At 66.7% G+C, this 20,772-nt stretch carries 12 protein-coding genes; 1 reads left to right on the top strand and 11 read right to left on the bottom strand.

What is annotated here, in order from left to right; all coding sequences use genetic code 11:
- Positions 1–148: 148 nt before the first annotated feature.
- The gene (locus FVD38_RS01325) at positions 149–2,287 is read right to left on the bottom strand and encodes a S46 family peptidase (protein WP_147933175.1); all 2,139 of its coding nucleotides are present in this window, start codon (positions 2,285–2,287) and stop codon (positions 149–151) included.
- 157 nt (positions 2,288–2,444) lie between these two features.
- Here FVD38_RS01325 and FVD38_RS01320 point away from each other — a divergent pair, with 157 nt between their 5' ends.
- The gene (locus FVD38_RS01320; protein ID WP_147933174.1) at positions 2,445–3,746 is read left to right on the top strand and encodes a GGDEF domain-containing protein; all 1,302 of its coding nucleotides are present in this window, start codon (positions 2,445–2,447) and stop codon (positions 3,744–3,746) included.
- Here FVD38_RS01320 and FVD38_RS01315 read toward each other — a convergent pair.
- The 10 genes from FVD38_RS01315 to FVD38_RS01270 all read right to left on the bottom strand — a co-directional run bounded on the left by FVD38_RS01315 (position 3,739) and on the right by FVD38_RS01270 (position 20,771).
- Entirely contained in the window at positions 3,739–4,551 is an 813-nt protein-coding gene (locus tag FVD38_RS01315; protein ID WP_147933173.1) for an EcsC family protein, read from the bottom strand. The two genes, FVD38_RS01320 and FVD38_RS01315, sit on opposite strands and share 8 nt — an antisense overlap.
- A gap of 39 nt (positions 4,552–4,590) precedes the next feature.
- Positions 4,591–5,559 carry an HDOD domain-containing protein gene (locus tag FVD38_RS01310; RefSeq protein ID WP_147933172.1) on the bottom strand — a complete coding sequence of 323 codons (969 nt, stop codon included), beginning with the start codon at positions 5,557–5,559 and terminating at the stop codon, positions 4,591–4,593.
- 209 nt (positions 5,560–5,768) lie between these two features.
- Positions 5,769–7,220, bottom strand: coding sequence for an efflux transporter outer membrane subunit (locus tag FVD38_RS01305; RefSeq protein WP_147933171.1), 1,452 nt, complete (start codon positions 7,218–7,220; stop codon positions 5,769–5,771).
- Positions 7,217–10,483: an efflux RND transporter permease subunit gene (locus FVD38_RS01300; RefSeq protein WP_147933170.1), complete on the bottom strand. Its 3,267-nt coding sequence runs from the start codon at positions 10,481–10,483 to the stop codon at positions 7,217–7,219. The genes FVD38_RS01305 and FVD38_RS01300 overlap by 4 nt, the downstream gene beginning before the upstream one ends.
- Complete coding sequence (locus tag FVD38_RS01295; protein ID WP_147933169.1) at positions 10,480–13,575, bottom strand: efflux RND transporter permease subunit; 3,096 nt, start codon at positions 13,573–13,575, stop codon at positions 10,480–10,482. Before FVD38_RS01295 ends, FVD38_RS01300 begins: the two co-directional genes overlap by 4 nt.
- Before the next feature lie 148 nt (positions 13,576–13,723).
- Positions 13,724–15,052, bottom strand: a complete 1,329-nt coding sequence (locus FVD38_RS01290) for an efflux RND transporter periplasmic adaptor subunit (RefSeq protein ID WP_147933168.1) — start codon at positions 15,050–15,052, stop codon at positions 13,724–13,726.
- Positions 15,053–15,302: 250 nt separating this feature from the next.
- Positions 15,303–17,159: a signal peptide peptidase SppA gene (gene sppA / locus FVD38_RS01285; protein ID WP_147933167.1), complete on the bottom strand. Its 1,857-nt coding sequence runs from the start codon at positions 17,157–17,159 to the stop codon at positions 15,303–15,305.
- A gap of 34 nt (positions 17,160–17,193) precedes the next feature.
- Positions 17,194–18,666: a sodium:solute symporter gene (locus FVD38_RS01280; RefSeq protein WP_147933166.1), complete on the bottom strand. Its 1,473-nt coding sequence runs from the start codon at positions 18,664–18,666 to the stop codon at positions 17,194–17,196.
- 80 nt (positions 18,667–18,746) lie between these two features.
- Complete coding sequence (locus tag FVD38_RS01275; protein ID WP_147933165.1) at positions 18,747–19,178, bottom strand: hypothetical protein; 432 nt, start codon at positions 19,176–19,178, stop codon at positions 18,747–18,749.
- 99 nt (positions 19,179–19,277) lie between these two features.
- Positions 19,278–20,771: an NYN domain-containing protein gene (locus FVD38_RS01270; protein WP_147933164.1), complete on the bottom strand. Its 1,494-nt coding sequence runs from the start codon at positions 20,769–20,771 to the stop codon at positions 19,278–19,280.
- Between the last annotated feature and the right edge of the window lies 1 nt (position 20,772).

Here is a 20,772-nt window from a genome sequence, read left to right as displayed (position 1 = left end):
ATGATGATGAAACGCGCGCGAATATTTTTTGCTCAAAACCGTCGTTCCCGCGAAGGCGGGAACCCAAGTGCTCTCGGCGCGATCGTAACGCTTGCAAACTTGGGTTCCCGCCTGCGCGGGAACGACGTGCGGAGGATTGTGGCCGAAATTACTTCTTCGGATACTTGATCGTCATTTCCTTGAGCAGGTTGTCGGCATGGTCGACTTCCTTCATCACCCACAGCATGTAGCGGATGTCGACGTGGATCGCGCGCGTGATGGCGGTGTCGAAATACCAGTCCTTGGTGATCGATTCATAAGTCGAATCGAAGTTCAGGCCGATCAATTCGCCACGCTTGTTCATCACGGCCGACCCCGAGTTGCCGCCGGTGGTGTCGGCGCTCGACAGGAAGTTGACCGGCACCGTACCCAGCGCCTGGTCCTTGAACACGCCGTAGCGCTTGGCCTCGATCGCCTGCTTGAGCGGGGCCGGCACGATGAACGGATCCTTGCCGGTCTCCTTCTCCAGGATGCCTTCGACCGTGGTGAACGGACCCTTGACCAGGCCATCGCGCGGCGAGAACGGCGACACGGTGCCGTAGGTCACGCGCAGGGTCGAGTTGGCGTCCGGGTAGACCGGCTTGCCCTGCGATTTCTTCCACGCGATCACGGCCGCCATGTATTGCGGGATCACGCGTTCCAGGTTGCCGTCGATCTCGTTGCGGCGCTCTTCCAACGCCATGCCGGAATCGTGCAGGCGCACCGCGAGCGCGATGAACGGATCGTTCGACTTGCGGAAAGCGTCGACGTCCTTGCCCATCCAGGCCAGGCGCGTGGCGGTGTCCGACAGCTGGCTGGCTTTATACATGCCTGCCAGCGCATCCTGCCCCGGCAGCAGCGCGTCCACACCTTGCGGACGCACCTTGGCGTCGATGCCGGCGTAGCGCGCCAGGGCCGCAGCGTAGCGCGCCTGGTCGACGCCCGGCACCAATGACTGCTCCAGGCGCGCCAGGCGCGCCTTGATGAAGCCGAGGTCGCGTTCCTGGTAGCCGCTCTCACGCTCGGCGTCCGGCTTCTGGCGTTCCAGCGCCAGTCGGTACAGGGTACGCGCGCTCTTGAGCAGGTCGCTGTGGGTGGCCTCGAGCCAGGCGGCTTCCTGGCGCTGCAGCGCCATGTCCTCGGCGATCACCGCGTCCAGTTCGGACAGCAGGCCCGCGTTTCCATCCGCATGCGCCTTCTGCCAGGCGCGGAACTCGGCATCCTGCACGTCCTTGATGGCCGCGATGTCCTTGCGCGCGAAGCCATCGAGCAGGCCCTTGGTCTTCTTGAGCACGTTGTTCAGGCCCTTGTCGACGCTCGCATAGGCTACGTTCCAGGCCGGATTGCCCTGGGTCGCGGCGGCGATCACCGACAGGTCGGCGGTGATGGTTGCGGCCTTGGCCGGCAGGTCGACGTCGCGCGCGAAGCGGATCTCGCTCGGCAGCTTGTAGCGGCTGGTGCGGCCCGGGTAGCCGGCCAGCAGGATCGGATCGCCGTTCTTCAGGCCCTCGGCCGAAACGACAAGGAAGTCCTTCGACTTGTAGGGCACGTTGTCTGGCGACGGATCGGCCGGACGGCCATCCTTGCCGACGTAGGCGCGGTAGAAGGCGTAGTCGCCCACGTGGCGCGGCCACTCGTAGTTGTCGATGTCGCCGCCGTAGTTGCCGATGCGGTCGGACGGCGCGTACACCAGGCGCACGTCGCGGATCATCAGCTGCTTGATGCGGTAGTACTCCAGGCCGCGGTGAAAGGCCGGCACCGAGCAGCGCGTCGACTTGTCGGTTTCGCACTCGGCCACCAGGGCCTTGATGCGCGACTGCACCAGCGCATGGCGCTCGCTGCCCGACATGGATGGCTTCAAGCCCTCGAGCACGCGCGCGGTCACGTTCTCGACCTTCTCGGTCACGTACACCAGCGTGTTCGGGCCGCCCGGCAATTCGGCGGCGCGGGTCTTGGCCAGGAAGCCGTCGACGATGTAGTTCTTTTCGGGCGTGGCGTTGCGCTGGATGGCGCCATAGGCGCAGTGGTGGTTGGTCACCACCAGGCCGTCGGGCGACACGAAGGACGCCGAGCAGCCGCCCAGCGAGACGATCGCGCTCATCGGATGCTTGCCCAGGTCGGCCAGCTTCTCGGCCGGCATGGTGATGCCGATGCGTTTCAGTTCGGATTTCAGTTGCGGCAGCTGGTGCGGTTGCCACTGGCCTTCGTCGGCGAAGGCGGCGCTCGCCGCGCCAAGAAGGGCGACGGGCAGGACGATCGATTTGAACAAGACAAGTCCCTGAGATGAAAAAAGCAATGCGCGAGTATATCTCCGTTGGGTGATGGCCGTGTGGTTTATAAGGGATCGACGGCGGTCCCGGTGGCGTCAACATCGCGTCATATTGGCGTGGCAAGATGTCACATTATGCAGAAAAAGGCAGGCAGACATGAGCACCGAGGCCCCCTTGTACCGACACCAGGTCCTCTTCCTCTCCCAGAGCTTCTTCATCAAGGACAACCGCGCCGAACTGCTGCTGCACGCGCACAAATACGATTTTGACATCCGTTTTTTCAGCGAGGTGGCCGAATTCACCGCCGCCGTCGCGGCCGACCGCGGCGCCAGCCTGTTCGTGATCGACCTCGACGCCCTGCACAATATGCAGGCCGACCTGCACGACAGCCGCAAGACCCTGATGCTGGGCGAGCTGCTCGAACGCCTGCCGCGCGAGCACGCGTATGTCTATCTGCAGTCGGGCCGCCAGGGCAGCCGCTTCCTGCTCCAACAGCGCCTGGTGGACAGCAACTGCCTGGCCTATGCCGAGAAGCCGATCGCCAACGACGTCCTGGTCGACAAGCTGTTCAACCTGTTCGTGCGCACCAAACGCGGCGACCTGGTGTCGGTGGTCCACCTCGGCCCGCCCGGGGATCTCGATACGGCGGCGCTGCTGGCGCAGCAGGTCGAAGTTGTCCACCACCCGGACCCGACCACCCTGCACCTGCGCGTAAAGGAGCTGCAACCCGATCTGGTCGTGATTGCCGACGACGAGTACCGGCGCCTGGACGCGCTAGCGCGGGTCATGAAGAAGAACATCGAGGCCGATCCGGTGCGCGAGATCGTGCTGCTCCAGCGCCGCCCCGACGAGGCGCTGGCGCGGCGCGCGCTCGGCGACGGCTTCGATACCGTCCTGCAGGCCACCGCCGGCCTGGTCGAGGCCCAACTGGCCAACCGCGCGGCCAGGATCCGCGTCAGCAAGGACCTGATCGGCAAAGACCGCGCCACTGGCCTCTTAAACAAGGTGGGCTTGCAGCGCAAGACGCAAGACCTGATCCGGCAAGCCACGCTCGAGGACAAGCCGCTCGCCTTCGGCGTGATCGACATCGACAAGTTCAAGACCATCAACGACACCTGGGGCCACCACTTCGGCGACATCGTCATCAAGCGCCTCTGCCTGTGCCTGGCGCCGCAGATGGGCGAACGCGACCTGCTGGCGCGTTTCGGCGGCGAGGAATTCGTGCTCGTGTTCTGGGATTGCACGCCCGATGAGGCGTGGCGCCGGCTCGATGCGCTGCGCCAGGCCTTCGGTGCGATCGAGTTCCAGGTCGCGCGCGGCGACCTGCGGCGTTTTTCGTTCAGCGGCGGCCTGGCCGCCTTCCCCGAGCATCGCAGCGAGAACGCGTTGTTCCTGCGGGCGGATGCGATGTTATATACCGCCAAGGAGAGCGGCCGCAACCGGATTTGCCCTACGTGAGCAACCCAGCCGGCTCGTCGGCCAGGACGATCGCCTCATACTGCTGGCGCACCGCGCCCTCGCCATACAGGCGCTCCAGCCGCCGCACCGCGAAGTGGCCGCGGCTCATGTTCTGGAAATGGTCGACGAACAGCAGGTTGATGGTCGCGCCTCCCACGGCGCCCAGGGCCGGCACCAGCATCGCGGCCGCCTTCTGGGTCACGTGCACCTGGAAGCGCGCCGCCACCGTGGCGATCAGGCGCAGCAAGGCCGGCGTCGTGGCGGCGTTCACCGACTTCGCTGCCAGCGCCTGGGCGGCTTCGCTCACCGCCCGCGCCAGCGCGATGCGCATCGCAAAATAGCCCGAGTCAGCAGCGTCGTCACCGCCGCTCGGCCCACCCATGGCAAGCACGCGCAGGCATTCCAGCCGTGTCTCCACATCCTGCGGACGTTCGCCATTGGCGCGCGCGATCTCGGCGATCGAACGCAGCATGATGACCGTGGACAGCGGCAGATCGACGAGGAGTCCGGGCAGACCGAAGACACCACCCACGCCGCCCGACAGGCTCGCCGCGAACTTGTGCAGGCGTGGGTACGACGCCTCCTTGCCGCCGTCCGGCAAGGTCGACAGCGCCCCCGTCAGCGCATACTGCAGCGCATGCTCGGTGGCGCCGCCCACCTTCTTTTGCCACGGCACCGGCAGGCGTTCGATGGCGGCCTCGATCGGCGAGCCGACCAGGTTGCTGATGCGTGCGGCCAGGCCGGGGTTCTCCAGCAGGCGCTTGGCCTCGTGCAGCTCGGCCAGGTGTTCGGCGTTCATCTTCATAGCAGTCTCCTCTTGAGAAAAGGTGACGCAATACGGCGGTCAGCCCGGCAAATCGGTCAGCTTGCCCAGGCAGCGGCGCTCGAAACTGTTCAGGCCTTCGGTCACGAGCGCATCGTCTTCAAGCAACACGTGGGCGTCGAGCAGCAGCCGCAGCTTGGCGATCCGGTCGCCGCGTTCGAGCGTCTGCGCCAGCGGCGATGCATCCGGCTGGCCGACGCCGGCGATCGCTTCCACCACGTCGGGCGGGAATTCCCAGTGGGCGGCGATGGTCGACGACAGGCCGCGGCTGACGTCGAACAGGCGCCGGCCGAATTCGCTGGAGCCGGGAATCTTGCCACTCTCGACCGCCCGCTCCGCCAGGCGGAAGGCCACGACCAGCCCCAGGTTCTGCATCAGGCCGGCCAGGTAGGCTTCGAACACGCCGGCACCCAGGCCCGGCGCCATCAGGCTCGAGGCCAGCGCGCACTTCTCGGACTGGTTCCAGACCAGCGGCGCCGCCTGGCGCGCGAAGCCCTGGTCGGCCATTTTGATCAGGGGCCGGAAGGCGATCCGGGCCAGCAGCATGCGCAGGCCATTCTGGCCGATCATCATCAGGGCGGAGTCGAGCGACTTCACCGCCTGCAGCGGCCGGTAATAGGCGCTGTTCGCCTCGCGGATCACCTCGGCCACCAGCACCAGGTCCTGCTCGACCTGGCGCGCGAGGTCGCCGGTCGAGACGTCGTCGTCGGCCAGGTCGCGCAGCAGCTTGGGGATCAGCTCGGGGATGCGCGGCACCAGGCCGCTGGCGGCCTGCGGGTCGGCCGCGAGCGTACGCACCAGGTCGAGGATGTGTTCCTCGACGTCCGCTCCCGCCTGGTAGCCGCCGGATGCGGTCAGCCAGCGGTAATAGGCGGCGTCGACCTGGACGCCGTGGTCGTCTCCCAGCTCGTCCGCCTGTGGGGTGGCGCCGGCGGCGGCGTCAGGCGCCTTGTCGGCGCTGCTCAACATGCGATTAATCCAGTTTTTCATGGCGTATGCCTGACTATCGATAATCGCAGCATTGTAATGCCTGACGCATGTTGGAACCTATTCCGGTAGGTGAGAGTCGTTCCTGCCGCGCCTGGCAAACGTGCGCTGCGTTGCTCGTCGTTGCATGGCGCGCCATGCGGCCTCCTCGCGCCTTGCTCACGCTCGCCATGCATCGGCATGAACTTCCCCTCACCTACCGGATTAGGTTCCTACTGCACCGCGTCCGCCAGCCTTTGTTCCTGCCAGCCACCTCCCAGCGCCTGGATCAGCGACACCGCCGCCGTCTGGCGGTCGGCCTGCACCTGCACCAGCGAGCGGCGCGCATTCAGGGCTGTCACCTGGGCCTGCACCACCTCGGTATAACTCACCTGCCCCGCCTTGTAGCGGTTCAGGATCTGCTCTTCGACCAGCCCGGCTGCCTCGGCCGCCTCGGCCCGCAACTGCTGCTGCTGTTCCAGCACGCGGGTGGCGGACAGGCCGTTCTCGACGGTGGCGAAGGCGTCCAGGGCCACCTGGCGGTAGCGCGCCACGGTCGCCTGGTGGCGTGCCTCGGCGCCTTCGACGCTGGCGCGGGTGGCGCCGGCGTTGAAGATGGTCTGGGCCGCCGACAGGCCGAATGACCAGGCCGCGGCGGACGCCGAGAACAGGTCGCCCACGCGGCTCGTATTGTTGCCGTACGAAGCGGACAGGCCGAAATTAGGGAAATAGGCCGAGCGCGCGATGCCGATGTCGGCATTGGCCGCCGCCACGTCGCGTTCGGCGGCGGCGATATCGGGACGGCGCTGCAGCAGGGTCGAAGGCACGCCGACCGGCACGTCCGGCACCGACACATGCCATGGCGCCGGCGGCAGGGAGAAGGCCGACGGGGTCTGGCCGACCAGCACCGCGATCGCGTGTTCGAGCTGGGCGCGCTGGTTCTGCAGGCCGAGCGCTTCGCTGCGCGCATTGGCCAGCTGGGTCTGGGCCTGCAGCACGTCGGAGCGCGCCGCGATGCCGGCCTCGAAACGGTTCGAGGTGATCTGCAGCACGCGCTGGTAGCCTTCGATGGTCGAGGCCAGCATTTCGCGCTGGGCGTCGGTCTGGCGCAGCGAGAAGTAGTTGATCGCCAGCTCGCCCTGGGCCGCGAGGACGGCGCTGGCCAGGTCGGCGGCGGTGGCCTGGGCGCTGGCCTCGGCGCCGGTCACGGCATTCTTCAGGCGGCCGAACACGTCCGGCTCCCAGCTGGCGCCGATCTGCAGGCGATAGGCATTGCTCGCGCCACGGTTGACGCTATCGTCTCCCCCGCCGGCGCGGTCGGCGCCGGCGCCCAGCGTCACCACCGGGAACAGCGAGGCGCGCTGCTGCGCGACCAGGGCGCGCGCCTGGGCATAGTTGGCGACCGCCACCGCCACGTTCTGGTTCGCAGCCTCCACCTGCTTGGCCAGGCGATCGAGCTCGGGGTCTTCGAACAGGGTCCACCAGGGTCCGCGCTCGAGCGCATCGGCCGGCGCGGCCGGGACCCAACCTTCGGCCTCCTTATAGGTTCCCGGCAGCGCCGCACCAGCGGCAAGCGGATCCGGTCGTTCATAAGCGGGGCCGACGGCGCAGCCGGCCAGGGCCAGGGCAAGGGCAAGGGCGAGCAGGGAGATACGGAATGGAAGCTGTTGTCGCATAGTGGTCATGGTTTGGCCAGGGACGGGCCGCCCTCGTCGTGAGGATGGCGGGTCAGATTGTGTTCATCGGGTTTGCGCGTGCGCAGCTTGTCGAGCAGGACGTAGACCACCGGCGTGGTGAGCAGGGTCAGGAGCTGGCTCGCGACCAGGCCGCCGATGATGGCGATGCCAAGCGGGCGGCGCAACTCCGAGCCTTCGCCGAAGCCGATCGCCAGCGGCAGCGCGCCCAGGGCCGCGGCCAGGGTCGTCATCAGGATCGGGCGGAAGCGCAGCATGCAGGCCTCGCGCACCGCCTCCATCGCGGTGAGCCCACGTGCACGCTCGGCCTCCAGTGCGAAGTCGATGATCAGGATCGCATTCTTCTTGACGATGCCGATCAGGAGGAAGACCCCGATCAGGGCGATAATCGAGAACTCCATCTTGAACAGCAGCAGCGCCAGCACCGCGCCGACGCCGGCCGACGGCAGCGTCGACAGCACGGTCACCGGGTGGATCAGGCTTTCGTACAAGATGCCCAGCACGATGTAGATCACGACGATCGCGGCCAGGATCAGCAGCGGCTGCTCCTTGCTCGACTCTTGCGCCGCGGCGGCCGTGCCCTGGAAGCTGCCACGCACATTGCTCGGCATGCCGATGTCGGCCTCGGCCTGGCGCACCGCGGCCTGGCCATCGTCCAGGGTAAAGCCCTGGTTCAGGTTGTAAGACACCGTGGTCGCCAGTTCCCCGTCCTGATGGCTGACCGAGGTCGGCGTGGCGCTTTCGGCAAAACGCGCGATCGCCGACAGCGGCACCATGGTGGCGGCGGCGCTGGCCAGGGCCTGGCCGCCGGACGGGTCGCGCGCCGCGGTCAGGTTCGCGGTGGTCGAGGTCGAGGCCCCGGCGGCGCCCGTGGCGGCGGCCGTGCCGGTGCCGGTGGACGCCGCGCTGGACGCTCCGCCGGTCGGCCGCGCCGGCACATAGACGTCCTTCAGCGCTTCGGGCGACTGCGCGTACTTCTGGGCCACGCCCATCACCACGTGGTACTGGTTCAGCTCATCGTAGATGTTCGCCACCTGGCGCTGGCCGAAGGCGTTGTACAGCGCATTGGTGACGTCGCGCGTGCTGATGCCCATGCGCGCCGCCGACTCCTTGTCGATGGTGACATAGGTCTCGACGCCATTCTCGGCCTGGTCGGTGTCGACGTCGACCAGGGCCGGCTGCGCCTTCATGGACTCGGCCAGGCGCGTGGCCCATACCTTGAGGTCTTCGGCGTTGTCGCTCTTGAGCGTGTACTGGTAGGTCGAGTTGCTGGAGCGCCCGCCCATGCGCAAGTCCTGCACGGGATTGAGGAAGATCGTGATGCCGGTGACCTTCGCCATCTGCGGGCGCAGGCGCGCGATCACGGCCTGGGCCGCGACATCGCGCTCGCCCACCGGTTTCAGGTTGACGAACATGAAGCCGCCGCCGGCGCGCCCGCCGCCGGTGAAGGCAACCACCGTATCGACCGCGGGATCCTTGCGGATGATCTCCACCAGCTGGTAGATCTTCTGCTGCATGGCCTGCGACGAGATGCTCTGGTCGGCGCGGATGCCGCCATTCATCTGGCCCGAGTCCTGCTGCGGGAAGAAGCCCTTCGGGGCGCTGGAGAACAGGTAGACGTTCAGCGCCACCGTGAACAGCAGGATGATCATCACCAGCAGCTTGCTGTCCAGCGCCCAGTCGAGCGCGTGTTCATAGACGCGCAGCACGCGCGCGAAGCCGTTCTCGGACCAGCGCGCGAGGCGCCCCGGCTTCTTGTCCGGGTCTTCCTTGCGCAGCAGCCAGGCGCACATCATCGGCGTCGTGGTCAGCGAGATCACCAGCGAGATCAGCACCGCCGCCGAGAGCGTCACCGCGAATTCGCGGAACAGGCGTCCCACCTGCCCGCCCATGAACAGCAGCGGGATGAACACCGCCACCAGCGACAGCGAAATCGACAGCACGGTGAAGCCGACCTCGCGCGCGCCCAGCAGCGCGGCCTCCATGCGGTCCATGCCGTTCTCGATATGGCGCGCGGTATTTTCCAGCACCACGATGGCGTCGTCGACGACGAAGCCGGCGGCCACCGTCAAGGCCATCAAGGACAGGTTGTTGAGCGAAAAACCGAGCGCGTACATCACGCCGAAAGTGCCCAGCAGCGAGACCACGGTGGCCACCGCCGGCACCACGGTGGCGCGCAAGGACCGCAGGAACACGCTGACCACCCCCACCACCAGCACGATCGACAACACCAGGGTGAACTCGATCTCGTGCAGCGAGGCGCGGATCGAGTTGGTGCGGTCCGAGGCTACCGCCAGGCTGATGTCGCCCGGCAGCTGGGCCTGCAGCGACGGCAGCAGGTCGCGGATGCCGTCCACGGTCTCGATCACATTGGCCTCGGGCTGGCGTGTGACCAGCACAATCACCGCCGGCTGGCCGTTGAACAGGCCCAGCGTGTACACGTTCTCGGGGCCATCGAACACGGTGGCCACGTCCGACAGGCGCACGGCGGCGCCGTCGCGCCAGGCGACGATCAGGTCCTTGTAGTCGCTGGCGCTGCGGCCGTCGCCGCCGGCCGGCTGCGAATAGATCTGAAGGCGATTGCCATTGCCCTCGATCTCGCCCTTGGGGCGGTTCGGATTGCTGGCCTGGATCGCGGCGCGCACGTCCTCGCTCGAGACGCCATAGCGGTTCATCGCATACGGCACCAACTCGACCCGCACCGCCGGCAGCGAGCCGCCGCCGATTTCCACTTCGCCCACGCCCTTTACCTGGGCCAGGCGTTGCTGGACCAGGTTCGACACCGAATCATAGATCTGGGCCGGGGATTTGGTTTTCGAGGTCAGCGCCAGGATGATCACCGGCGCATCCGAAGGATTGGCCTTGCGATAGGTCGGGTTGCTGCGCAGGGTCGCCGGCAGGTCGGCGCGCGAGGCGCTGATCGCGGCCTGCACTTCGCGTGCGGCGGCGTCGATCTGGCGATTCAGCTCGAACTGCAGGTTGATGCGGGTCGAGCCGGTGCTGCTGCTCGAGGTCATCTCGTTGACGCCGGCGATCACGCCCAGCCGCCGCTCCAAAGGCGTGGCCACGCTCGAGGCCATGGTTTCGGGGCTTGCGCCCGGCAGCGAGGCCGACACAGACACGGTCGGATAGTCGACCTGGGGCAGCGGCGCCACCGGCAGCACGAAATAGGCGCCGATGCCGGCCAGCGCCAGGCCGATCGTCAGCAGGACCGTGGCGATCGGGCGTTCGACGAAGGGGCGCGACAGATTCATGCGCCCGCCCCTTCCGTCTTATGGGGGGCCTTGCCGGTCCAGCGCCGCGCGGTGCGGTCGAAGGCCAGGTAGATCACCGGGGTGGTAAAGAGGGTCAGCAGCTGGCTCAGGATCAGGCCGCCGAAGATGGCCAGGCCCAGCGGCCGGCGCAGCTCGGCGCCTTCGCCGGTACCCAGCATCAGCGGGACCGCCGCGAACAGCGCCGCCAGGGTCGTCATCAGGATCGGGCGGAAGCGCAAGAGCGCGGCCTGCCTGATTGCCACCAGCGGAGATTTACCCTCCTCGCGCTCGGCCTCGATCGCGAAGTCGATCATCATGATCGCGTTCTTCTTGACGATGCCGATCAGGAGGATGATGCCGATGATGCCGATCACGCCCAGACCTTGCCCGCTGACCCACAGCGCCAGCAGCGCGCCGACGCCGGCCGACGGCAGGGTCGACAGGATCGTCAACGGGTGGATGTAGCTCTCGTAGAGCACACCCAGCACAATGTAGACGCAGACCACGGCGGCCAGGATCAGCCACAGCTGGTTCGACAGCGAGGCCTCGTAGGCGCCGGATGCGCCGAGGAAGGTCATGCTGACCGAGGCCGGCATGCCGATCTCCTCGGCGGCGGCGCGGATCGCGCTCACCGCCTGGCCGAGCGAAGCGCCGGACGCGGTGTCGAAGCCGACCGTCGCCGCCGGGTATTGGGCCACGTGGATCACCTGCAGCGGCGCCTGGCGCTCGCTGATGGTGGCGATCGCCGACAAGGGCGTCGGCTGGCCGGAACCGGTGCGCAGCTGCAGGCGGCCGAGCGCGGCGATCGACATCGCCTCGTCCTGCTGCGCCTCCAGGATCACGCGGTACTGGTTGGTCTCGGTGAAGATGGTGGACACGATGCGCTGGCCGAAGGCGCTGTACAGCGCGTCGTCGATCGAGGCCGCCGTGATCGAGAGGCGCGATGCGGTGTCGCGGTCGATGTCGATGAAGGCGGCCGCGCCGGTGGCGCCGGCATCGGTGATCGCCGTGCGCAGTTCGGGCAGGCTGCCGATCTTTTGCGTCAGCCGGCGCGCCCACTCGTTGACCGTTTCTTCATCGGAGCCTTCGAGCGACAACCGGTACTGGGTCGGGCCGCTCTCGGCGTCGATGGTGAGATCCTGGGTCGGCTGCAGGAACAGCTGCAGGCCCGCCACATTGGCCACGCGCTGGCGCAGGCGCTGCATGGTCTCAAGCTGGTTGCCGCGATCGGCCTTCAGGTTGATCAGCATGGTCCCGGTATGCAGCATGGTGTTGTTGGCCGCGTCGACGCCGACGTAGGACGCCACCGAGGCGACCTCGGGATCGGCCATGATCTGGCGCGCCGCTTCCTGCTGCAGCTTGGCCATGTCGGCGTACGAGATCGACTGGCGCGCCTGCACCCGGGCCTGCAGCTGGCCGGTGTCCTGGGTCGGGAACAGGCCTTTCGGGATGATCATCCACATCAGCGCCGTCAGCACCAGGGTGCCCAGCGCCACCAGCAGGGTCAGGCCCTGGCGTTTCAGCACCCAACCGAGCATCACGTCGTAGCGCTCGATCACGCGGTCAAAGAAAGCCTGGAATTTGATGGCGAATTTGCTCGGCTTTTCTTCCTCGTGGCTGCGCAGCCAGCGCGCCGACATCATCGGCACCAGCGTCAGGGATACCACGCCCGAGATCAGGATCGTGATCGCCAGCGTCACGGCGAATTCGCGGAACAGGCGGCCGACCACGTCGCCCATGAACAGCAGCGGGATCAGCACCGCGATCAGGGACACGGTGAGCGAGATGATGGTGAAGCCGATCTGGGAAGCACCCTTCAAGGCAGCCGCCATCGGCTTCTCGCCTTTTTCGATATAGCGCGCGATGTTCTCGATCATGACGATCGCATCGTCGACCACGAAGCCGGTGGCGATCGTCAGCGCCATCAGCGAGAGGTTATTGAGGCTGTAGCCGAGCAGGTACATCACGCCGAAGCTGCCGATCAGCGAGATCGGCACGGCGAGACTGGCGATGATCGTCGCGCGCAGGCTGTGGAGGAAGGCGAAGATCACCAGCACCACCAGCACCACGGCCAGCAGCAGCTCGATCTGCACGTGCTTGACCGAGGAGCGGATGCCGGTGGTGCGGTCGCTCAGCACGTCCATGCGCAGGGCCGTCGGCAGGCCGGCCTGCAGCTCGGGCAGGCGCGCCTTGATCGCATCGACGGTGGCGATCACGTTGGCGCCCGGCTGGCGCTGGACGTTGAGGATGATCGCCGGCTTCATATTGGCCCAGGCGCCAAGGCGCACGTTCTCGGCGCTGTCGACCACCTTGGCCACGTCGAGCAATTTGACAGGGGCGCCGTTGCGGTAGGCGACGATCAGGTCCTGGTAATCGGGGACGGTGACCAGCTGGTCGTTGGCATTGATCGCATACGAGCGGGTCGGGCCGTCGAAGCTGCCCTTGGCGCTGTTGGCGTTGGCGGAGGTGATCGCGGTGCGCAGCGTGTCCAGGCCCAGGCCATACGACGCGAGCGCCTCGGTATCGGCCTGGATCCGCACCGCGGGCCGCTGGCCGCCCGACAGCGAAACCTGGCCCACGCCCGAGACCTGACTGATCTTGAGCGCCAGGCGCGTGTTGACCAGGTTCTGCACCTCGGTCAGCGGCATCGTATCCGAGGTGATGGCCAGGGTCAGCACCGGCGCATCGGCCGGGTTGACCTTGGCGTAGACCGGCGGCGCCGGCAAGTCGGTCGGCAGCAGCGAGCCGCCGGCATTGATCGCGGCCTGCACTTCCTGCTCGGCCACGTCGAGCGTCTCGCCCAGCGCGAACTGCAGGGTGACGATCGAGACCCCGGCGGCGCTGGTGGAACTCATGCGGGTCAGGCCGGCCATCTGGCCGAACTGGCGCTCCAGCGGCGCGGTGACGGTGCGCGCCATGACCTCGGGACTGGCGCCCGGGTACAGGGTCTGCACCTGGATCGTCGGGAAGTCGACCTGCGGCAGCGCCGACAGCGGCAGGAAGCGGTAGCCGACCAGGCCCGAGAGCACGATCGCCAGCATCAGCAAGGCGGTGGCGACCGGGCGGTTGATAAAGGGGGTGGAGGGACTCATGCCTTGCCTCCGTCGTCCGCACAGCCACCCCGTCGTTCCCGCGCAGGCGGGAACCCAAGTGCTGCGTGCATCGCGATAGCGCTTGCAAACTTGGGTTCCCGCCTACGCGGGAACGACGTGCGTGGGACGCAGGCCGCCGAAGCCACCATCATTGCTGCGCTCCCTGGGCCGGACGGCCTGCGCCCTGTCCACGTCCCTGCCCCTGGCCTTGTCCCTGGCCGCGCGCGCCCGCCGGGCGATCGCCCGGCAACACCACGCTGGCGCCATCGCGCAGTCGGTCGGCGCCTTCGGTGATCACCTGCTCGCCCACCTTCAGGCCGCTGGCGATCTGCACCTTGTCGACGGTGGCCTGGCCGCGCTTGACGGTGCGCAGCGCCACGGTGCGCGCCTCGGGATCGAGCACGTAGACGAAGTCGCCGTTGGCGCCATGGCGCAGCGCCGTCACCGGCACCACCACCGCGTCCTTCAAGGTATTGACGGTCAGGCGCAGGTTGACGAATTGGCTGGGGAACAGCTTGTTGTCGGTATTGGCGAAGCGGGCCTTGGCGCGCACGGTGCCGGTCTGGGTGTCGACCTGGTTGTCGAGCGCGATGAAGCTGCCGGTGGCCAGCGCCTCGGTGCGGGTGCGGTCCAGCGCGGTGGCCGGCAGCTTGGTCTCTTGCGCGATACGGCCCTGCAGCGCCGGCAGGTGATCTTGCGGTACGGCGAATTCGACGTCGATCGGCGACAGCTGGGTGATGACGGCGATGCCGGCCGCGTCGCCGCTGCCCACCAGGTTGCCGACGTCCACCGTGCGCAGGCCCACCCGGCCGCCGATCGGCGCGCGCACCGTCGCGTAATCCAGGTTGAGCTGGGCCGTGCCTTCGGCCGCCTTGTTCGTCATGCCGGTGCCTTCGAGCTGCTTGACAAGCGCGGCCTGGGTATCGACTTCCTGGCGCGCGATCGAATCCTGCTCGAGCAGGGTGCGGTAGCGCGACAGGATCAGGCGCGCGCTTTCGAGCTGGGCTTCGTCGCGCTGGCGCTGGCCGCGCGCCTGCAGCAGGGCCATCTCGAAGGGGCGCGGGTCGATCGTCGCCAGCACCTGGCCCGGCTTGACCAGCTGGCCCTCGGTGAAGTGGATTTTCTGGACCACACCCGACACTTGCGGACGCACGGTGACGGTGGCCGCGGCGACCACGGTGCCGAGCGCCTCCAGGGTCACCGGGATGTCGGCCTGCTCGGCGCGCGCAACGCCGACCGTGGTGGCAGGGCCTCGTCCACCCGGACCGCGTGCGCCACCGGGTCCACCTGGGCCGCCGGCCGCCATCCCCGGCCCACCCGCCCCACCTGGGCCGCCCGCCGGCTGATGGGTGAGCCACCAGGCGAGGCCGCCCAGCGCCACCATCGACAGCACGGCGATCACGCCGCCGATGAGGCGGGCGCGCCGGGTGCGGGCGGGACGGTCGGTGGTTGAATGGGGCGGGAGGTGCTGGTCCATGCTTGTCCTTGTTCTATATAGTTTTGCTACTTGCAATACGGGTCACAATGACTTTAGCATGGTCGTTTCACTCACAATGTTTCGTAACGTACATTGCTCTACCGTAGATTCGACGCCTGCGCGCCCGCCTTAACGCCGATTTACACAGTTCACCCCTATTTAGGCGACGTAAACGAAAAACGGGCGCGAAATTCCTCTCGCGCCCGTCAATACTCTGTATTAATCAGTTACAAACTGCTTACAAGAGCGATCACCAATTGCCGCAGAAGCAATGGGCCACCGCCGCGAACGGCTTGCGCTCTTGCGTCAGCTCGGACAGGAAGGCCATGTCTTCCGCCACCTGGCCGATCGGGCCGGCCGGAATCGCCTGCTCGACCAGGCCCAGCTTGACCTGGATCGTCATCGCCTGCGCCGCCGAGGCGCCAGCCATCTGCAGGAAGCGCTCCACGCGCGTGACCGGACGCTCGACGTAGACCACGCGGTAATCCTTGGCCAGCTTGGCGCGGCCGGCGGCCGAGGCCAGTGCATCGTTGTAGCTGCCCAGGCGATCGACCAGGCCGCGCTCCTTGGCCTGGGCGCCGGTCCAGACGCGGCCCTGCCCCACTTCGTCGATCTTCGCCTGGGTAGTCTTGCGCGCTGCCGCCGCCTTGCTGGTGAAGTCGGCATACACATTGTTGATGCTTTGCTGGACCAGTTTCTCGAAGCGCGGGTCGAGCGGGCGCAGCGGATTGTAGGCATCGGCCAGCCAGGTGGTGGTCACGCCCTCGGTATGCACACCCAGCTTGCTGGCCACCTTGTCGGCGGTCGGCAGTAGCGCGAACACGCCGATCGAACCGGTGATGGTGGCCGGGTCGGCGATGACTTCGTCGGACGCCATCGAGATCCAGTAGCCGCCCGACGCCGCCACGCTGCCCATCGACACCACCACCGGCTTGCCGGCGGCGCGCGTCAGTTCCAGTTCGCGCCGGATCAACTCGGAACCATAGGCGCTGCCGCCGGGCGAATCGACGCGCAGCACCAGGGCCTTGATCGAATCGTCCTCGCGCGCCTGGCGGATCAGGTTGGCCGTGCTGCGGCCGCCGATCACGCCGGGGCCGCCCGCGCCGTCGGTGATGGTGCCGGAGGCGACGATCACGCCGACCGCGTCGCCAAAGGCTTTCTGCGGATGACGCGCCAGGTATTCATGCAAGCCGATCTGGCGGAACGACTTGATGTCTTCCTCGTAGACGCCGCGCTTGGTCATCAGCGCGCGCAACTCGTCGCGGGTCTTGAGGCCGTCGACCAGTTTCGCCTCCAGGGCGACCTTGGCGGCGCTGCCGCCGGCCGCTTCCATGCGCTCGGGCAGCGTGTCGATCATGCTGGCCAGCGAACCGTCAGGCAGCTTGCGGTTCTTTTCCACCAGGCCGGTGTAGCCGGACCACATCGCGTTGTACAGGAAGGCGTCGGCCTCGCGCGCGGCGTCCGACGGGCCGTTGGCGATATACGGCTCGGCCGCGCTCTTGTAGGTGCCGACCTTGACCAGGTTGACCGTCACGCCGACCTTGTCGAGCGCGTCGCGGTAGTAGTTGCGGCGTCCGCCGAAGCCTTCGATGAGCACCATGCCCATCGGATGCACATAGACCTCGTTGGCATGCGAGGCGACCAGGTAGCGTTTCTGGTCGTATTGGCCGCTCCAGGCCACGACCGTCTTGCCGGCCTTCTTGACGCGGTCCACCGCGGCGCCGAACTCGCGCAGCATGGCCATGCCGCCGCCGTTCATCTCGTCCAGCAGCAGCACGACGCTCGTGATGTCGGGATCGCGCGCGGCATTGTCCAGCACCTGGATCACGTCGCGCAGGCGTACGGTGCGCTTGCTATCGCCGCCCACGTTGTCGAGCACCGTGTCGCGCAAGGTGGTCTCGTACTGCTCGACCAGGTCGCCCTTGACCTCGACCACCAAGGCCGTTTTCTCGGACAACGGCTTGACGCCGCCGCCGAAGAACATCGCGATGATCAGGACGAGGATCAGCAGGAACAGCAGGTTGAAGAAGGTGCGGCGGGTCACGTCGAGCGCGGTCCAGAGGAACACGAAGCCGCGCCGCAAGGCATAGAGGGGCTTGAAGGCCATCGAAACTCCAGTCAAGGTCAATGAAACGTAGCGGTCAGGCGAGCTGCCCGGCCCCGGCAACGCCAGGGGCTCGGCGCGAGATCGCATACAAACCGGCAAACACCAGTATGCCGTTAATCAACAGCAATTCCAGCCCGAGGCGGTAAGCGCCGAGCAGGTAAGCCTGATTGTACTCAAGGATCGCGCACAGGACGGGGGCGCCGATCGTCACCAGCGGGACAAGCCTGTCGTTCGGCGTGCGCGCGGTCAGCATGCCGAAGGCGAACAGGCCGAGCAAGGGGCCGTAGGTGTACGCCGCCAGCTTGAGGATCACGCCGATCATGCTCGGATTGTCGGCCGCCTTGAAGCCCAGTACCAGCAGCAGGAACAGGAAGGCGAAGCCCAGGTGCACGCGGCGGCGCAGGCTTTCGGCCTGGGCCTGGGTCAGGTCGGTGCGGCGCTTGATGCCCAGCAGGTCGATGCAGGTCGACGAGGTCAGCGCCGTGATCGCCCCGTCGGCGCTGGGGAACAGGGCCGAGATCAGGGCGATCAGGAAGATGATCTGCAAGGCCGCCGGCAGGTGGCCCATCACCACCGCCGGAAAGATCTTGTCGCCCGTGGCCGTCACGCCCACCGTCGGCGCATACAGGTACAGCAGCCCGCCCAGGAACACGAAGGACAGCAGCACCACGACCAGCACCGCGGTCAGGGTCAGCATATTCTTTTGCGAATCCTTCAGGGTCTTGACCGAGATGGTCTTCTGCATCATTTCCTGGTCCATGCCGGTCATGGTGATCGTGATCAGCGCGCCGGCGACGATCTGCTTGAGCCAGAAATTGGGGCTGTCGACATCAATCGTGAAAATGGTGGCCAGGCCCTGCGCCTGCATCTGGTTCAGGCTTTCCGGGATCGACATGTTCAACTCGCCCAGCAGGATCCAGACGCAGGCGAACAGGCCGAACAGCATGCAGCTGGTCTGCAGGGTGTCGGTCCAGACGATGGTCTTGACGCCGCCCTGGTAGGTGTAGAGCAGGATCATGCCCAGCACGACCAGGGTGCTGAGCCAGAACGGCACGCCCAGGCTGTCGAGGATGATGGCTTGCAGGATGTTCACCACCAGGTAAAGGCGCGCGGTGGCGCCGAGCAGGCGCGAAATAATGAAAAAGCCCGCGCCGCTCTGGTAGGCGCGGCGACCCAGGCGCACGTCGAGATAGTGGTAGATCGAGGTCAGCTGCAGGCGGTAGTACAGCGGCAGCAGCACATAGGTCACGGCGATATAGCCGATCACGTAGCCGATCACGATCTGGGCATAGCCGAAGCCGTCGACGCCGACCGCGCCCGGCACGCTGACAAACGTCACGCCGGACAGGGTGGTGCCTACCATGCCGAAGGCGACCAGCATCCAGTTGCTGCTCTTGTTACCGATGAAGAAGCTGTCGTTGTTGGCGCCTTTCGAGGTGGCCCAGGCGACGCCGAGCAGCAGTGCGAAATACGCGATGAGGATGCAGAAGAGGAGTAGCGGGGACATGAGGTGCCGAGGTTGATGTTTCGCTCAGCAATATACACCTAACGCCACGCCGGCCCAAGGGCCGGCGCCCCGGCTCGCGTTCAGATTTCTTCGCCGCGCACCCGCGTGAAGGGACCGATGCAGGCCTCGATCGAGGCTTCGGCGCACAGCAGGAACAGCTTGCCGGACGGATGGAAGCGCACGAAATGGGTGACATTGGCGCCCGGCTTCATGACGTTGCCGGAGCAATCGGGCTTGCCGTTGTCCTTGGTGATGCGGTCGGTCAGGCGGTAGAAACCCTCGGCGTCGGGCTCGTTGGGGATCGTGTAGACACTCTCCGAAATCTCGGCGGCGCTGGTGACCAGCGTGGTGCCGTCGGCGCGGAAGCGGTAGGTCTCCGAGCAGTTGGTATCTGGCACCTCGAGGCGCCAGATACCCAGGATCGGGTGATCGGACGCCGGGGCATTCTGCGCCAGCGCCGGCATGACGGCGCCCAGGAGGGACAACAGCAACAGGCTGATCATGGCGTGCATGGCGGGCTCCTTGGTCGCAACAGGACGGTGCCTGCACGGAATCGGACAGGCGATGCCATTATTGCATCGCCTGTCGCGGGCAGGCGCACGCGCTACGACTCAGCCCTTCTCGCTACCTGCTTTCGGCTTGGCCGGGCGGCGGCTGCGGGGTGCAGCCTTGCGCGCCGGCGCCTTGGCGGCTGGACGAGCGGGATTGTAACGCGCCAGCTTGGCCGCGGCAGCAGCGTCGATCGCCTCGTCCGACTCTTCGTCGTCGTGAAGCTGCGGCTCATCGGGCGTCTCGACCACGGCCGGCGCTGCTGCCTGCTCAGCAGCGGCGGCGGCTTCCAGCGCTGCCTGCTCGGCGAGCTTCTTGGCCGATGGTTTGCGTGGGGCGCGGCGGCGCTCTTTCGGTGCCGGCGTCTCGGCCTGTGCCTCCACTTGCGTGGCATCCGCCTCGACCGCGAACAGCGTCGGCTGCGATGCCGGCTGCTCGATGGCCTGAAGCTCGGCCTGCTGTTCGACCTGCTGTTCGACTACCTCGTCGACCTGCGATTCGGTGTCGGTGACGACAGGTTCCAGCAGGGCTGGAATCTGCGCCGTCTCGCCACGAGCACCGCCCTTGCGGCCACCGCGGCCACGCCCACGGCGGGTGTCGGGCTTGGCCTGCTCGTCCGGCGCGCCTTCGACCGGCGCGGCGGCATCGAGCATGTCCTGGACCACAGCCTCGGATGCCTGGGCGCCATCCTGGGTCACGGACTCGATGCCGGCCGGCGTGGCGGGCGCATTCGCGCTGCGGTACACAAAGGTGCCCGACTTCTCGTCACGGCCGAACTCGAACAGGCCGCGGGTCTGGGCTTCTTCGAGCAGGTTGCCAAAGGTGCGGAAGCCATAATAGGTTTCGGAGAAATCCGGACGGCGGCGCTTGAGCGTATCTTTCAGCAGCGAGGCCCAGATCTTGCCGGTATCGCCGCGCTCGGACACCAGTGCGTCGAAGGTCTCGACCACCATGTCGAGTGCCTGCAGTTTGCGCGTCTCGAGTTCTTCCTTGCGCTTGTCGTCGCCCGCGTTCGCATTCGAGCGGCGCGACTGCGGCTGGGCCTTGCGCTCGTCGCGCTTGGCCGCGGTGCGGCGCTGTTCGCGGACCAGATCGTCGTAGAAGATGAATTCGTCGCAGTTGGCCACCAGGAGGTCGGAGGTCGATTGCTTGACGCCCACGCCGATCACCTGCTTGTTGTTCTCGCGCAGCTTGGAGACCAGCGGCGAAAAGTCGGAATCGCCGCTGATGATGACGAAGGTATTGACGTGCGACTTGGTGTAGCACAGGTCGAGGGCGTCGACCACCAGGCGGATGTCGGCCGAATTCTTGCCTGACTGACGCACATGCGGGATCTCGATCAGCTCGAAGTTCGCCTCATGCATCGGCGCCTTGAAGGCCTTGTAGCGGTCCCAGTCGCAGTACGACTTCTTGACCACGATGCTGCCTTTGAGCAGCAGGCGTTCCAGCACCGGCCGGATGTCGAATTTCTCGTAGTTGGCGTCGCGCACGCCCAATGCGACGTTTTCGAAGTCGCAGAACACCGCCATGCTGATGTTGTCGGAAGATGAGGCCATG

Origin of the sequence: Massilia arenae, assembly GCF_008014745.1 — a bacterium.
In the GTDB taxonomy this organism is placed as follows: Bacteria; Pseudomonadota; Gammaproteobacteria; order Burkholderiales; family Burkholderiaceae_D; genus Telluria; species Telluria arenae.
The sequence above is the reverse complement of the archived record's forward strand: the minus strand, read 5'-3'. Positions and strand labels throughout refer to the sequence as shown.

Excerpts from the sequence above, each read along its gene's own strand:
- FVD38_RS01270 (WP_147933164.1), bottom strand. The coding sequence starts at position 20,771 with ATGGCCTCATCTTCCGACAACATCAGCATGGCGGTGTTCTGCGACTTC.
- FVD38_RS01315 (WP_147933173.1), bottom strand. The coding sequence starts at position 4,551 with ATGAAGATGAACGCCGAACACCTGGCCGAGCTGCACGAGGCCAAGCGC.
- FVD38_RS01310 (WP_147933172.1), bottom strand. The coding sequence starts at position 5,559 with ATGAAAAACTGGATTAATCGCATGTTGAGCAGCGCCGACAAGGCGCCT.
- FVD38_RS01280 (WP_147933166.1), bottom strand. The coding sequence starts at position 18,666 with ATGTCCCCGCTACTCCTCTTCTGCATCCTCATCGCGTATTTCGCACTG.
- FVD38_RS01320 (WP_147933174.1), top strand. The coding sequence starts at position 2,445 with ATGAGCACCGAGGCCCCCTTGTACCGACACCAGGTCCTCTTCCTCTCC.
- FVD38_RS01290 (WP_147933168.1), bottom strand. The coding sequence starts at position 15,052 with ATGGACCAGCACCTCCCGCCCCATTCAACCACCGACCGTCCCGCCCGC.
- FVD38_RS01275 (WP_147933165.1), bottom strand. The coding sequence starts at position 19,178 with ATGCACGCCATGATCAGCCTGTTGCTGTTGTCCCTCCTGGGCGCCGTC.
- FVD38_RS01295 (WP_147933169.1), bottom strand. The coding sequence starts at position 13,575 with ATGAGTCCCTCCACCCCCTTTATCAACCGCCCGGTCGCCACCGCCTTG.
- FVD38_RS01305 (WP_147933171.1), bottom strand. The coding sequence starts at position 7,220 with ATGACCACTATGCGACAACAGCTTCCATTCCGTATCTCCCTGCTCGCC.
- FVD38_RS01300 (WP_147933170.1), bottom strand. The coding sequence starts at position 10,483 with ATGAATCTGTCGCGCCCCTTCGTCGAACGCCCGATCGCCACGGTCCTG.
- sppA (WP_147933167.1), bottom strand. The coding sequence starts at position 17,159 with ATGGCCTTCAAGCCCCTCTATGCCTTGCGGCGCGGCTTCGTGTTCCTC.